Annotated in this window: 12 protein-coding genes and 1 pseudogene; 5 read left to right on the top strand and 8 right to left on the bottom strand. The window is 64.5% G+C overall.

The window, feature by feature from the left end:
- Positions 1-597, bottom strand: a pseudogene (locus tag ACXJL8_RS18035) (site-specific integrase); the annotation flags it as partial.
- Between the two features lie 133 nt (positions 598-730).
- Between ACXJL8_RS18035 and dusA the strand changes: the two are divergent.
- Complete coding sequence (gene dusA / locus ACXJL8_RS18030) at positions 731-1,726, top strand: tRNA dihydrouridine(20/20a) synthase DusA (protein WP_456623774.1); 996 nt, start codon at positions 731-733, stop codon at positions 1,724-1,726.
- A 63-nt stretch (positions 1,727-1,789) separates the two neighbouring features.
- Here the strand turns inward: dusA and ACXJL8_RS18025 are convergent, their stop codons facing one another.
- Positions 1,790-2,452 (bottom strand): outer membrane protein, encoded by a 663-nt coding sequence (locus tag ACXJL8_RS18025; RefSeq protein ID WP_456623773.1) that lies wholly within the window; start codon positions 2,450-2,452, stop codon positions 1,790-1,792.
- 252 nt (positions 2,453-2,704) lie between these two features.
- A complete protein-coding gene (locus ACXJL8_RS18020; protein WP_456685345.1) occupies positions 2,705-3,556 on the bottom strand; it encodes a polysaccharide deacetylase family protein in 852 nt (283 codons plus the stop codon).
- 307 nt (positions 3,557-3,863) lie between these two features.
- Between ACXJL8_RS18020 and speB the strand changes: the two genes are divergently transcribed.
- Entirely contained in the window at positions 3,864-4,826 is a 963-nt protein-coding gene (gene speB, locus ACXJL8_RS18015; RefSeq protein WP_456623779.1) for an agmatinase, read from the top strand.
- A 24-nt stretch (positions 4,827-4,850) separates the two neighbouring features.
- Here the strand turns inward: speB and ACXJL8_RS18010 are convergent, their stop codons facing one another.
- The 5 genes from ACXJL8_RS18010 to ACXJL8_RS17990 all read right to left on the bottom strand — a co-directional run bounded on the left by ACXJL8_RS18010 (position 4,851) and on the right by ACXJL8_RS17990 (position 9,585).
- Positions 4,851-5,405 (bottom strand): TIGR02281 family clan AA aspartic protease, encoded by a 555-nt coding sequence (locus ACXJL8_RS18010; protein ID WP_456623771.1) that lies wholly within the window; start codon positions 5,403-5,405, stop codon positions 4,851-4,853.
- Positions 5,406-5,433: 28 nt separating this feature from the next.
- Positions 5,434-5,637, bottom strand: coding sequence for a DUF1289 domain-containing protein (locus ACXJL8_RS18005; RefSeq protein ID WP_456623770.1), 204 nt, complete (start codon positions 5,635-5,637; stop codon positions 5,434-5,436).
- 44 nt (positions 5,638-5,681) lie between these two features.
- Complete coding sequence (locus tag ACXJL8_RS18000) at positions 5,682-7,277, bottom strand: sensor histidine kinase (protein ID WP_456623769.1); 1,596 nt, start codon at positions 7,275-7,277, stop codon at positions 5,682-5,684.
- Between the two features lie 136 nt (positions 7,278-7,413).
- Positions 7,414-8,691 carry a sodium:proton antiporter NhaD gene (nhaD, locus tag ACXJL8_RS17995; RefSeq protein ID WP_456623768.1) on the bottom strand — a complete coding sequence of 426 codons (1,278 nt, stop codon included), beginning with the start codon at positions 8,689-8,691 and terminating at the stop codon, positions 7,414-7,416.
- 21 nt (positions 8,692-8,712) lie between these two features.
- Positions 8,713-9,585 carry an NAD(P)-dependent oxidoreductase gene (locus ACXJL8_RS17990; RefSeq protein WP_456623767.1) on the bottom strand — a complete coding sequence of 291 codons (873 nt, stop codon included), beginning with the start codon at positions 9,583-9,585 and terminating at the stop codon, positions 8,713-8,715.
- Positions 9,586-9,784: 199 nt separating this feature from the next.
- Between ACXJL8_RS17990 and ACXJL8_RS17985 the strand changes: the two genes are divergently transcribed.
- The 3 genes from ACXJL8_RS17985 to ACXJL8_RS17975 all read left to right on the top strand — a co-directional run bounded on the left by ACXJL8_RS17985 (position 9,785) and on the right by ACXJL8_RS17975 (position 12,714).
- Complete coding sequence (locus ACXJL8_RS17985) at positions 9,785-10,222, top strand: VOC family protein (RefSeq protein ID WP_456623766.1); 438 nt, start codon at positions 9,785-9,787, stop codon at positions 10,220-10,222.
- A 53-nt stretch (positions 10,223-10,275) separates the two neighbouring features.
- The gene (locus tag ACXJL8_RS17980; protein ID WP_456623765.1) at positions 10,276-11,418 is read left to right on the top strand and encodes an Mrp/NBP35 family ATP-binding protein; all 1,143 of its coding nucleotides are present in this window, start codon (positions 10,276-10,278) and stop codon (positions 11,416-11,418) included.
- 207 nt (positions 11,419-11,625) lie between these two features.
- The gene (locus ACXJL8_RS17975; RefSeq protein WP_456623764.1) at positions 11,626-12,714 is read left to right on the top strand and encodes a TRAP transporter substrate-binding protein; all 1,089 of its coding nucleotides are present in this window, start codon (positions 11,626-11,628) and stop codon (positions 12,712-12,714) included.
- The last annotated feature ends 166 nt before the right edge of the window (positions 12,715-12,880 follow it).

Here is a 12,880-nt window from a genome sequence, read left to right as displayed (position 1 = left end):
GATCCGTCCCATCGGTATAAATTGCCGATGGTTCGTCTCAAAGTATTCGATTAGTTCATCGCGTTCGTCTTGTGTGGGACGTCCGTCACGCTCTTTGCTCTTTCCAACCAAATTGAGGTGACTTAAAGCGACGCGCGCGAGGCGGGCTTCCTCGGCTGAAACCTCGATGCCGTGCACAGCGGCGGCATGCGTTATGATTGTGCGGATGAAAGACAAATCGATCGCCAACGTCGCGGGGCCAGCACCCTGCTTGGCACGCTTTCTTCCGAACTCGATGAGCCGCTCTCGATTGAGAGCGGGCAGCTTCACACTGCCGAGCTCCGTCTTGAGCGACGCCATCACGGCAGCTTTTGATCGGCGAGGGGGTTTTCCAACTTCGCGCATGTCTTCGTCGTGCAGGTCGATCAGGTCGCCAAATGTGCGAATGTTCCGGACTACGCGTGGCTTTGACGATCCGTTGCGGTCAATGTTGCGCTCCATCTCGAGCGCCCGTTCTTCTCCGTCCTTGCGTCGTCGGAACGTCTCGGCCACATAACGGGTCTTGCGGCGGACTTGGACGCGCCAGTTTCCAGATGCCAATTGAGTGAAGGTCGCCACGCGTGTGCACTCCGGCTTTCGTGTGCACTATGTGTGCACCGAGAGGTCAAAACGGGTACAAACGTGTGCAATTTCGGCTAGTTTGGAGTGCACACGTTCTTCTTCCATCCCATTGAGATAGTAGGGCAAACGTTTGAAATCGCAAGACTATCGTTTTTCCGTCGCCCCCATGATGGATTGGACCGACCGGCACTGCCGGGTGTTCCACCGTCACCTGACCCGTCGGGCGCTGCTYTATACGGAGATGCTGACGACCGGCGCCATCATTCATGGCGACCGGGAGCGGCTGCTTGGATTCGACGCGGTGGAGCATCCGGTGGCGCTTCAGCTTGGCGGGTCGGACCCGCGCGAGCTCGCGCAGGCTGCGCGGATCGGCGAGGAGTTCGGCTATGACGAGATCAATCTCAATGTCGGCTGCCCGTCGGACCGCGTGAAGGATGGCCGCTTCGGCGCCTGCCTGATGGCGGAGCCGGAGCTCGTGGCGAGGGGCGTCGATGCGATGAAGCGTGTGGTCGCGGTGCCCGTCACCGTGAAATGCCGCATCGGCATCGACGACCAGGATCCGGAAGTGGCGCTCGATACGCTGGCGCGTGCGGTGGTCGCCTCCGGCTGCGACGCGTTGATCGTGCATGCCCGGAAAGCCTGGCTCAACGGCTTGTCGCCGAAGGAGAACCGCGACATCCCGCCGCTCGACTACGATCGTGTTTATCGCCTCAAGCGCGCGATGCCGGACGTGCCTGTCATCATCAACGGCGGCATCCCGGGCATCGACGCGGCGAAAGCACATCTCGAACACGTCGACGGCGTGATGCTCGGCCGCGCTGCCTATCAGGATCCGTGGCGCCTGCTCTCCGTCGATGCCGAGATCTTCGGCGAGGCGGCGCCGCATGCGACCATGCAGGACGCGCTCGAGGCGATGATGCCCTATATCGAGGAGCAGCTCGCGCGCGGCACGCGGCTGCACGCCATCACGCGGCATTTCGTGGGCGCGTTCCACGCCGTACCCGGCGCGCGCGCCTTCCGCCGCCATCTCGCCGAGCTGGGGGTGAAGCCGGGCGCGGGCACCACCGTGCTGCGCGATGCGATCGCCCGGATCGGCAGCGGCGCGCCGGCCGAGGCCGCTGCGTAGCCACTTTGCGCGGAGTGCTCCGAAGGGCCTGATGAGGGATTCGGCGCTTCGGAGCGTGGTCGCTCAGCGGAATAGGTCGAAGTGATAGTTCACGCCGACGCGGAAGGTGTGGAATTTCGCGGCGTTCCAGTCCGGCAGATCGTCGTGCTTGAACTCGGTGTAGAGATACTCGGCCTTGGCCGACCATTTCGGCAGGAACGCCCATTCGACGCCGCCGCCCGCGGTCCAGCCCATCTTCATCTTGTTGAGGCCGCCGTCCTTCAATTCGCCGGTGGCAAGACCTGCGGTCCCGAAGAACAGAAGTCGTGAATCCATTGTCGCGATGCCGGCGCGGGCGCGGCCGGTCATGTACCAGGGCAGGCTGACGGCCGCGCTGTTGACGGCGTCGTGGTTCTTCAGGTCGGTGCCCTCGAAATCGTTCTCGATGCCGACCACGAACATCGGCGAGATCTGGTAATTGTAGCCGATCTGCACGCCGCCGACGGCGCCCTTGATCTTGCCGCCGCTGGTTCCCACGAGATTGTTGAAGGCGTCGTCGGCGCTCGTGCCGTAGCCCGCATTGAAGCCGGCATAGAGGCCTGTCCAGGAATAGACCGGCTGCGGTGCCGTATAGGCAGGCGCCGCATAGCGCGGCGACAGGTCCGCTGCGCCCGCGCTGCCCGCGGCGAACGCGATGGCAAAGGGCAGGGCGCTCATCGCGCGACGTAAGGCGGCTTTGGCAGTCATGTCTCAATCTCCCACTTGGCCGCCTCCGTCAGGGAGCAGCCCTTGTCCAACCCCGATCCGGGAATGGCTCTCTTATAAACCGACTGGGCGGTTTGTAAATGACGGAAATGCCACACCGGCACGCGTTCGGAGCAACTCGCTTCCGAATGCTGGGTGTTAGCTACTGCCTTTGTCAGGGGGTGGTCTGTTGCAGGGCCAGGCGATGCCCGCCATGACGAAGCGGATGGCTGAGCTCTGCATATCCCTCCCGATCTACGGCTGACGTCGCGGAAAGATCCGGCCGACTGGTTCGGGATATTGCGGAAGGAGCTCAACGCGAGGCACATAGCGCCCCTCGTCGATCTCGCGCCGGACATGCGCGGCGATCTCTTCCATCGGTGCAAACCAGACGTCGCCTTGCGCGACCGTCCGCTCGAGGAAGCCGGCGAACACGTGCCAACGCGCGAGCCGTCCCGTCGCGAAGGGATGCAGCGTCGGGATCCACAACCCGCCATAAGCGTAGGCCGCCTGGAATTCCTCCAGGAAAGCCGCAAAGCCGTTGCTGGGGCTGCGCACGGGCATGAAGTAGTCGAGGTCGAAGGACTGGACATATTGCGGCCAGTCGTCGAGGCCCCAATGCGTAGGCAGCTCGATTAGCTCGCCGCTGTTCGCCCTGCTCTTGATGACATAGGGCACATCATCACCCATCAGCGAAGCATCATAGGTGAAGCCTCTTCCCAGCAGCAGGTCGAGGGAGCGATGCGAGAAATTGTAGAGGGGCGCCCGCCAACCGCGTGGCGCCTGTCCCGTCGCCTTGCGGATGATGTCGATGCCGAGATCGAGCCAATAGGCCTCCTCTTCCCGTGTCTGGTCGAGCGGGTTCTCGTGAATATAGCTGTGATGCCCGATCTCGTGGCCGCCGGCGAGCATCGCCTCGATGGCGGAGGGATACTGTTCGATACACCAGGCCGGAACGAAGAAGGTCTGCTTGATTCCGAGCTGCCGATAGGTCTCGACGATGCGCGGCACCGCGACGGTCGGCCCATAGCGCAGCATGGAAATGCCCGAGACGCGGTGATTGCCGTCACCGGGGTGCTCGACATGGATCAGGCTGTCGGCATCCATGTCGAACGTCAGGCAGCAGGCGCACTTCGCTCCGTTGGGCCAGCGGACGGGGTTGGCGATCATTCGTGGCGCCTCCGGAGTCGGTCTGCCATTCAAGCGCTCAGCTCTTTCGAAGCCGGCGGCGGTTTCGAGCCCATGCATTGGGCATGCCACCACCCTCCAGCGCGCTGATGCCGGTCGCCGCCGCGGAATTGTCATATCAACTGGAACAGAACCTGCTTCCACTTGCATCGACACCGCGGACGGATGGCCCGTTCCGAGAATGGCCTTGCCATCCCGTTCCGAGTATTTGCCGATCGGAGGAAAGATGGCACACGGGTATGAAGACGGCAGACTTGATCTGCCATTTGTCGGGCATTGCACCTTCGGCAAGCGGCCCGTCTGCCTTGAGTGGGACAGGCTCGACGCCGATGTCGCGGTGCTCGGGGTGCCCTTCGACATGGGCACGCAATACCGTTCGGGCGCGAGGTTCGGGCCGCGCGCCATCCGCGAAGCCTCGACCCTTTTCTCCTTCGGCCATGGTGGCGCCTATGATCATGAGGATGACGTCACCTATCTGCCGCTTGACAAGGTGCGCATCGTCGACGTCGGGGACGCCGACATTGTCCACACCGATACGGCCAGGAGCCATGCCAACGCCGAAGCGGCAGTCCGAAAGATCCTCGAACGAGGCGCGATGCCCGTGGTCCTTGGCGGCGACCACGCCGTCAACATTCCCTGCGTCAGGGCCTTCAGCGGGCATGGCCCGATCCATATCGTCCAGATCGATGCCCATCTCGATTTCGTGGACGTGAGGCATGGCGTGCGCGAGGGACATGGCAATCCAATGCGACGCGCGGCCGAGCAGGCCCATGTCACGGGCTTGACCCAGATCGGCATCCGCAACGTGTCGTCGACCGCCCGCGAAGGCTATGAGGATGCCCGTGCGCGCGGCTCCACCATCCTCTCGGTGCGCCAGGCACGCAAGCTCGGCGCCGACGGCGTCCTGGATCGGATTCCGCACGGCGCCCGCTATTATGTGACGATYGACATCGACGGCTTCGATCCCTCGATCGCACCGGGAACGGGAACGCCGAGCCATGGGGGCTTTCAATACTACGAGGTGATGGAGATTCTTCAGGGCCTCGCGAAGCGAGGCGAGGTCGTCGGGATCGACCTCGTCGAGGTCGCTCCAGCCTACGATCCCGCGGGCGTGACCGGCATTCTTGCGGCACAGGTGCTGATGAATTTCCTTGGCTATATCTTCGAAGCGCGTTCGCAGCGAAAGTGAACAGCCGTCCCGCCGCCACGTGCCCTAATCGACCGCCAGCCGCGAGCGGCGATGGCTGCTCTGAAGCTCCGGGTAGCCGGTGAGCATCAGCTTGTCGGAACGCACGCCCCAGCTTTCCAGGCGATCGAGGAAGCTCATGCCAAGCAGGTTGGTCTTCATCTGTCCGCGCTGCACGACGAGGGCCGGAACCGATTTCTCGACGAGGTGGCCGACGGCGAGACGGTCGAGGGTGAGCCGGGCCGCCTTGGTGTGACCGCCCGCGGTTTCGAGGTCGACGTCGTATTCGAGCATCTCGAGCGGCAGCCCGATCGCTTTCGCGGTTTCCCAGGTCAGCACCACGGAGGTCGCACCGGTATCGATCACCATTGGCGCGGCAACGCCGTTGATCTTGGCGCGCAACGCGAATTCGCCGCCCTGGCCGCGCTGGATCTGCACCGCGGGAGCGGGCGAGGCGGCCTGCCCGCGGAACATGTGCGAGACCTTGTGGCTGGCGCGCGCGATCTGATCGGGATCGCCATAGGCGACGACGGCACCGGCGGTGCCGGCGAGCATGATGAGGACGAGCAGGAAGCGGATCATCGCGCGCCTCCACAAGGGCGCACGCAGCTCAACTGCGCTTCGGCGATCCCGCGATCGGCTGCAAACCGGCTTCCGTCATGCGCGCCGGCAGCATCGCCATGACCGCCAGCCGTTCCGCGCTTTCCATCGCATGCCAGCGCGCGATCTCCGGCAATGTGCGGCCGCAGCCGAAGCACAGCTTGGTCTTGGGATCGATCATGCAGACGGCGACGCACGGCGTTTCTTTGCTCATTGTGACATAGTGGGGGATCGTCGGGCATTTCTGCAAGCATGTGTTTAAGAGCCCGTACCTGCGCTCATGATCGGCTTGTGGCGCGGCCGGCGCTTCTCGTCAGGCACGAGGGAGCCCTCCGGCTGGAGCGGCGGAGAATCATCTGACAGCGGCGCCAGCGCGCTCATCACCCGCTCCGGCGGGAAGGTGACGATCACCTCGGTGCCGATGCGCAGCTTCGATTTCAGCGTGAACGTGCCGCCATGCAGGTCGATCAGGTTCTTCGCGATGGGCAGGCCGAGGCCAGCGCCCTGTTCGGCCGATTTGATCGAGTTGGAGCCCTGGCCGAACGAGGCGAGCACGACCGGAATCTCGTCCTCCGGAATGCCGGAGCCGGTATCCTTCACCGAAAGATACTGTCCGCCCGATGCGGTCCAGCCGGCCTTGAGCCAGATCTCGCCGCCCTGCGGCGTGAACTTGATCGAGTTGGACAGCAGGTTGAGCACGACCTGGCGGATCGCGCGCTCGTCGGCCCAGAGCCGCGGCATGGCCTGCTCGAACACCTCGTGGATGGTGATGCCGCGGCTCGATGCGCGCAGCTTCATCAGGTGGTGGCAGTCGGCGACGATGCCGACCAGCGCCACCGCCTCCTCGTTGAGCTCGTAGCGGCCGGCCTCGATCCGCGACAGATCGAGGATCTCGTTGATGAGGTTGAGCAGGTGCACGCCGGAATTGTGGATGTCGGCGGAATATTCCTTGTAGACCGGCACCGCGTGCGCGCCAAAAATCTCGCTCTTCATCACCTCGGAGAAGCCGAGGATCGCGTTCAGCGGCGTGCGCAGCTCGTGGCTCATCTGCGCGAGGAAGCGCGACTTGGCGACGTTGGCGGACTCGGCGCGGTGACGCGCCTCGTCCGAGATCGCCTTGGCCTGCTCGAGCTCGCCGATCAGCGCGTCCTTCTCGGCACGCGCTTCCAGTGTCGCGAAGGTCGAGGCGTGCAGCTGGCGCGCCAGCAGCACGAAATAGCCTTCGGCTGCGAGCGCGAGCGCCGCCAGGATGTAATTGTCCAGCGAGCCGATCATTGCAAAGCTCAGCGCCATCGCGACGGCAACGGGCGCGGTGGCGGCGAGGGCTGCGATCGGTAAATTGGCCGCCAGCATGCTCGACACTGCGATCACCAGCAGCATCAGGAACATCATCAGCGTTTCCGTGACCATGTCGAGCACGGGATGGATCATGATCGCCATCCAGCACAGGCCATAGAGCAGGTCGAGCACGACGAAGCGCGTCCGCCATGCACGCGTCGCCGTGGGCGATGACGCCTCGGCCAGGAACCGCCGGCAGCTGCGGACCATCGCGCCGTGGATGCAGAGCATGCCGCAGGTCCAGGCCACGGCCGGGATCGGCTGCATCCACAGTCCGAACAGCACGCCGGTCGCCACCACCAGCAGCATCACGACATAGGAGGCGGACAGTCTTGTCTGGGCATATTGACGGAGCAACTCGGCGTCGAAGGCGGGCCGGGTTCCGCTGGTCGACGTTAACTTGTCGCGCGCCTCGCGCACCCGCTGCGCGGCGGCCCGGCGACTGCTCGCCGACGGCGCGCTCACCGGCGCGGCCGGAAGCTGCACAACCTCGGGCTTTTCAGCGGGGTTACTCATCGCACAACAACAATTCCTGCCCGCGCGAGACGGGCCTTCTGCATTGTCTATCTGTGGCAATAAATCCTTAAGAGGTGCCTTAAGGAGCTAAAGAATTACGTTAACCGGGCGTTAATTCGAATCCTGTCCACGCCGCTCAGTGCAGCAGCGCATGCTGCGCCACATAGACCACGGCCCCGGCCAGATATCCGGCGAGCGCGGGAACCGCGATGCGGCGGGCGTACCAGAGGAACTCGATCCGCTCGAGCCCCATGGCGGCGACGCCGGCGGCCGAGCCGATGATCAGGATCGATCCGCCGGTGCCGGCACAATAGGCGATGAACTCCCAGAGGAAGCTGTCGGGCGGATAGTGCGCGAGATCGTACATGCCCATGGTCGCGGCCACCAGCGGCACGTTGTCGATGACGGCGCTGAGCAGCCCGAGCACGACGACGATGACATCCTGGCGACCGATCACGGTGTCCAGCCATTTGGCGACCAGGGAGAGCAGGCCGGCATGATCGAGGCTGGCGACCGCGAGCAAGATGCCGACGAAGAACACGATCGAGCCCATGTCGATCCGCGTCAGCGCGTGCGCAAGCGTCAGCGGGCGGCGGACATGCTCGTCCTTGTGGCGATGAACGATCTCGCCGACCAGCCAGACCAGGCCGAGCCCGAACAGCACGCCCATGAAGGGCGGCAGATGCGTGACCGTCTTGAAGGCGGGCACCGCGATCAGCACGCCCAGGCCCAGATAGAACATCAGGTTGCGTTCGAACCGCTCGACGCTCAGCAATCCGTGGTCCTTCGGCGGCGGCGCGATGGTCTTGCCCTTCAGCGAAAGGCCGATGAACGCGAGCGGCACCAGCAAATTGACCAGCGAGGGCAGGAACACGTTGCTCATGATCTTCAGCGGCGTGATCTGCCCGCCGATCCACAGCATGGTCGTGGTGACGTCGCCGATCACGGTCCACGCGCCGCCGGCATTCGCGGCGATGACGATGAGAGAGGCGAACAGCAGCCGGTCCTCGCGCCGGGCGATCAGTCGCTGGATCAGCGAGATCATGACGATCGTGGTCGTCAGATTGTCGAGGATCGCGCTCAGGAAGAACGTCACGAACCCGACCAACCACATCAGCTTGACCTGGCTGGTCGTGCTGATGCGGGAGGTGATGACCTCGAAGCCGTCATGGGCGTCGATCACCTCGACGATGGTCATCGCGCCGATCAGGAAGAACACGATCTGCGCGGTCGAGGCGACGGATTCATCGAGCTGACGGCCGACCACATTGTGGTCGCCCGTCGCAGTCGCGTAGACCGTCCAGAGCAGCCCCGCAGCCAACAGCGCGGACGCGCTCTTGTTGACCCCGATCGGGTGCTCGAGCGCGATCGCCGCATAGGCGAGGACGAAGATTGCGGCGAGTGCGATCAGCAAGGCAGGGTCAGTTCGTCACTGTCAGCGGTTAAGGCGCGCGAGCAGGCTCGACGTATCCCAACGCTTGCCACCCATTTTCTCGACCTCGGCGTAGAACTGGTCGACCAGCGCAGTCACCGGCAGATTGGCGCCGTTGCGGCGGGCTTCGGCCAGCGAGATCGAGAGATCCTTGCGCATCCATTCGACCGCGAAGCCGAAATCGTACTTGTTCTCGTTCATGGTCTTGTAGCGGTTTTCCATCTGCCAGGACTGCGCGGCGCCCTTGGAGATGGTCTCGATCACGGCGGCAACGTCGAGCCCACTCTTCTTGGCGAAGTGAATACCCTCGGAGAGGCCCTGCACGAGGCCGGCGATGCAGATCTGGTTGACCATCTTGGTCAGCTGGCCGGAGCCGGCGGGCCCGAGCAGTTTGCACATCCGCGCATAGGCGCCCGTGATGATCGGCTCGGCGCCGGCATAGGCGTCCGCCGCACCGCCGCACATGACTGTCAGCACGCCGTTCTCGGCGCCGGCCTGGCCGCCGGAAACCGGCGCGTCGATGAACTTGAAGCCGGCCTTGGTGGCGGCCGCGTCGAGCTCGCGGGCGACTTCGGCGGATGCGGTGGTGTGGTCGACGAAGGTCGCGCCCTTCTTCATGCCGGCGAAGGCACCATCGGGGCCGATCGTGACCGCGCGCAGGTCATTGTCGTTGCCGACGCAGCACATCACGAAATCCTGGCCCTCGGCGGCGGCCTTCGGGGTCGCCGCGGTCTTGCCGCCGAACTTGTCCGCCCATTCCTTCGCCTTGGCCGCGGTGCGGTTGTAGACGGTGACCTCATGGCCCCCTTTTTTCACGAGGTGTCCGGCCATGGGGAAGCCCATCACGCCGAGACCGAGGAAAGCGACTTTAGCCATGTTTGTAACCTTGTCCGTAGTTTGGGTTTTACGGTTCTTGCCGGGCGGGGGGCGCCAAACGGCGTTTTTGCAGTTCCGCTGTGAGGGCGGATTAGGAGCGCACCATAAACCCTTGAGGCGAGAGGGCAACGGCTTCGTTTGGCAGCCGCCTGTGCTAGAATGGCGGGCCTCGGGACTTGCATAAAGAGGGAGCGAAGGCATGGGCGGCGTGAGCGTGGGCGTCCTCGATCATTTCAACATCCGGACCCGGAATCTGGCCGACACGGTCCGCTTCTACGAGGACGTGCTGGGCCTGGAAAATGGCGCCCGGCCGAATTTCGCCTTTCCCGGCGCCTGGATGTACAGCGAGGGAAGGCCGGTGGTGCACCTCGTCGATATTTCTCCGACGGCGGAGCCACAAAAGCCGGATTCCGGCGTTGTCCACCACGTCGCCTTCGTCAGCCGTGGTTTTGACGGCATGAAGCAGCGCCTGGCGTCGAAGGGGATGAAGTTCGAGTCCCGCCAGGTGCCTGGCGGCGACCTTTGGCAGATCTTCGTCCACGACCCCAACGGGGTGATGATCGAGCTCAATTACGAGGCGGCCAAGGAGCAGGGGGCGGCGCCGGCCGAGATGGCTGACGATATCGGCAGGCAGTAGCCTTTTGGACGTTTCCGCTCTAATGGGGCATCCTGAACTCTAGGAGATGCGCTTTGAGCGTGACGCAGCAGCAGGTTCTCGACAGCCTTGGCCGGATCAAGTCGCCGCGCGGGGTCGCGCTCACCAATGCCAATGTGCTGAGCGCGATCAGCGCGTCCGACGGCAAGGTGTTCTTCTCGATCAATGTCGATGCCGCCGAGGCGCGGGCCTGGGAGTCCGTCCGGGCCGACGCGGAGGCAGCCGTGCGCGCCATTCCCGGCGTCACCACGGTCATGGTGGCGCTCACCGCCGAGCGCAAGCCCGGCGCTGCGCCGCCACCGCCACCGCCACCGACGCCGAGCCGCGGCACGCCGGGCGTGCAGCCGGTCCATGCCCACAAGCCGCCGCAGGGCGGTACCTCGCCGATGGCGCGGCAGTCCGAGATCCCGGGCGTTGCCGCGGTGATCGCGGTGGCCTCCGGCAAGGGCGGCGTCGGCAAGTCGACCACCGCGCTCAATCTAGCGCTGGGCTTGCGCGACCTCGGCCTCAAGGTCGGGCTGCTCGATGCGGACATCTACGGCCCCTCGGTGCCGCGGCTGACCGGCCTGCGCGACAAGCCGGAGCTGAACGGCGAGCGCAAGATGATTCCGCTGCGGCGTTTCGGCCTCGCCATCATGTCGATCGGCTTCCTCGTCGAGGAAGAGACCGCGATGATCTGGCGCGGCCCGATGGTGATGTCGGCGGTGACGCAGATGCTGCGCGACGTCGAATGGGGCGAACTCGACGTGCTCGTCGTCGACATGCCGCCGGGCACGGGCGACGCCCAGCTCACGCTGGCGCAGAACGTGCCGCTGAAGGGCGCCGTCATCATCTCGACCCCGCAGGACCTGTCGCTGATCGACGCGCGGCGGGGGCTCGCCATGTTCCGGAAGGTCAACGTGCCCGTGCTCGGCATCGTCGAGAACATGAGCTATTTCCAGTGCCCGCATTGCGGCACGAAATCGGACATCTTCGGCCACGGTGGCGCGCGCCACGAGGCCGAGAAGCTCGGCGTGCCGTTCCTGGGCGAGATTCCGCTGCACATGGCGATTCGCGCCAGCTCGGACGCCGGTAGCCCGGTGGTCGACAGCGAGCCGGACGGCCCCCATGCGGCGATCTATCGCGCCATTGCGGGCCAGGTCCGGGACCAGCTCAAGGGCGTCATCGCCGCGGCCTGAGCCGGCCCCGCCGAGCCCGCGGGGCCATGCGACTTTCGTAGAGCCCCGTCATGCCAATGTCGCGTTCCGAAACCGGGGCTTCCGTGTTAAAGGCCCACGGCAGTCAAGCCCCTTCGGTTCGACGCGGCCCAAACGCKTCGCCGGAATGAGCGGCGGCAAAGAGGAAGTCTAGGGGAAACAAACGCCCCAGCAAGGAGAGACCTGAAGATGAAGCGTCGTGATTTCTTGAAAGTGTCGGCAGCAGGCGCGGCGGCGACCGCAGTGGCCTCGCCGGCGATCGCGCAATCSTCGCCSGAGGTGAARTGGCGCCTGACTTCGAGCTTCCCGAAGTCGCTCGACACCATCTATGGCGGCGGCGAGCAGGTGGCGAAGTACGTCGCCGAGATGACCGACAACAAGTTCCAGATCCAGGTGTTCGCCGCCGGCGAAGTCGTCCCCGGCCTGCAGGCGCTCGATGCGACCTCGAACGGCACGGTCGAGATGTGCCACACCGTGTCCTACTACTATGTCGGCAAGGACCCGACCTTCGCGATCTTCGCGTCGGTGCCGTTCGGCCTCAACGCGCGCCAGCAGAACTCCTGGCTCTACCAGGGCGGCGGCAACGAGCTCGCCAACGAGTTCTTCAAGAAGTCGAACGTGATCGGCTTCCCCTGCGGCAACACCGGCACCCAGATGGGCGGCTGGTTCCGCAAGGAGATCAAGACCGTTGCCGATCTCTCCGGCCTCAAGATGCGCATCGGCGGCATCGCCGGCCAGGTGCTCCAGAAGGTCGGTGTGGTGCCGCAGCAGCTCGCCGGTGGCGACATCTACCCGGCGCTGGAAAAGGGCACCATCGACGCGGCCGAGTGGGTCGGTCCCTACGATGACGAGAAGCTCGGCTTCGCCAAGGTCGCCAAGTACTACTACTATCCGGGCTTCTGGGAAGGCGGCCCGACGGTGCACTCCTTCATCAATCTCGACAAGTGGAACGGGCTGCCGAAGAACTACCAGGCGATCCTCACCAACGCGATGGCCAACGCCAACAGCTGGATGGCCGCGCGCTACGACATGCAGAATCCGTCGGCGCTGAAGCGTCTGGTGGCCGGCGGCACCCAGCTTCGTCCCTTCACCAACGAAGTGCTCGAAGCCTGCCTCAAGGCGACCAACGAGCTGTGGGCGGAAACCTCGGCCAAGAACCCCGACTTCAAGAAGTCGATCGACGCCATGCAGGCCTACCGCTCCGACGAATATCTGTGGTGGCAGGTCGCCGAATACACCTACGACAGCTTCATGATCCGCTCGCGCACCCGCGGCTGATCGCCGACCAAGCTGTCAGACTGAATGGCCCGGCCTCGTTCGCGAGGCCGGGCTTTTTCTTTGCTCTTGGGCGGGTGCCAAACAAAAAATATGGAAAACAACCCCATGCAAAGTAGAAATGGGGTGCGGGGGATATCCGCCGGCGGACGCGGCCAACAGTCTGACG

It is taken from the genome of Bradyrhizobium sp. P5_C11_2, from assembly GCF_054049755.1.
This window is presented reverse-complemented; position numbering and strand designations above follow the sequence as displayed.